2 pseudogenes are annotated in these 691 nt (G+C 46.2%); both read right to left on the bottom strand.

Features of this window, described 5'->3' with window-relative positions:
- A pseudogene (locus A3729_RS06115) lies at nt 1-378 on the bottom strand (hypothetical protein); the annotation flags it as partial.
- 36 nt (nt 379-414) lie between these two features.
- A pseudogene (locus tag A3729_RS06110) lies at nt 415-691 on the bottom strand (glutathione synthase); the annotation flags it as partial.

Raw genomic sequence — 691 nt, 5'->3', positions numbered from 1 at the left:
TCTTAGCCTTTCGCCCGATACCGAGCTGATCACCTGTTTATCACGCTTTTCTATACTGTCTTGTGTTGGCGCTGGAGAGCTGGCTAATTGCTCCAGGGCATTGAACTGCTTCGATTCAATCGGCGTCGTGACTCTCGCTTTTTCTTCTAGCGTACCGCTGCCAAGCTGGTTGGTCTCGGCAAAGAAGTCCGCCTTATCTGGCTTGGTCTCATCCTCAAAGCGAGAAAGCGTAATTTCCATAGTAAACGCCACGGGCTCCGGATCTTCTTCCAGAAAATCGGTCAGGATAATTAAGCTATGTAAGGCCAGCGCGACAAAAACCGTAAAACTAAGACGATCAGTATCGCTAACACCCATTGCTCGTGCTACCACTGCCAATTTAGCTCCCCTACAGATTGCGTCTCTTGCTTCATATTACTTTTTACTAGCACTCAATTTCTGCTCAATCGTCGATATTAGCTTATCAGCAATTTTGATTTGGCTAACCCTTTCAATTTCCTGAATACAGGTTGGACTGGTGACATTTATTTCTGTCAGGTAATCACCAATCACATCGATACCTACAAATAACAAGCCCCTATCTAGTAAATCATCTTTTATCTGATCAACGATCCAATAGTCACGTTCAGTCAGTGGCAGCACTTCTCCACGACCACCTGCAGCCAAATTGCCTCGCGACTCACCTTGCCCC

It is taken from the genome of Oleiphilus sp. HI0043, from assembly GCF_001634935.1.
The sequence above is the reverse complement of the archived record's forward strand: the minus strand, read 5'-3'. Positions and strand labels throughout refer to the sequence as shown.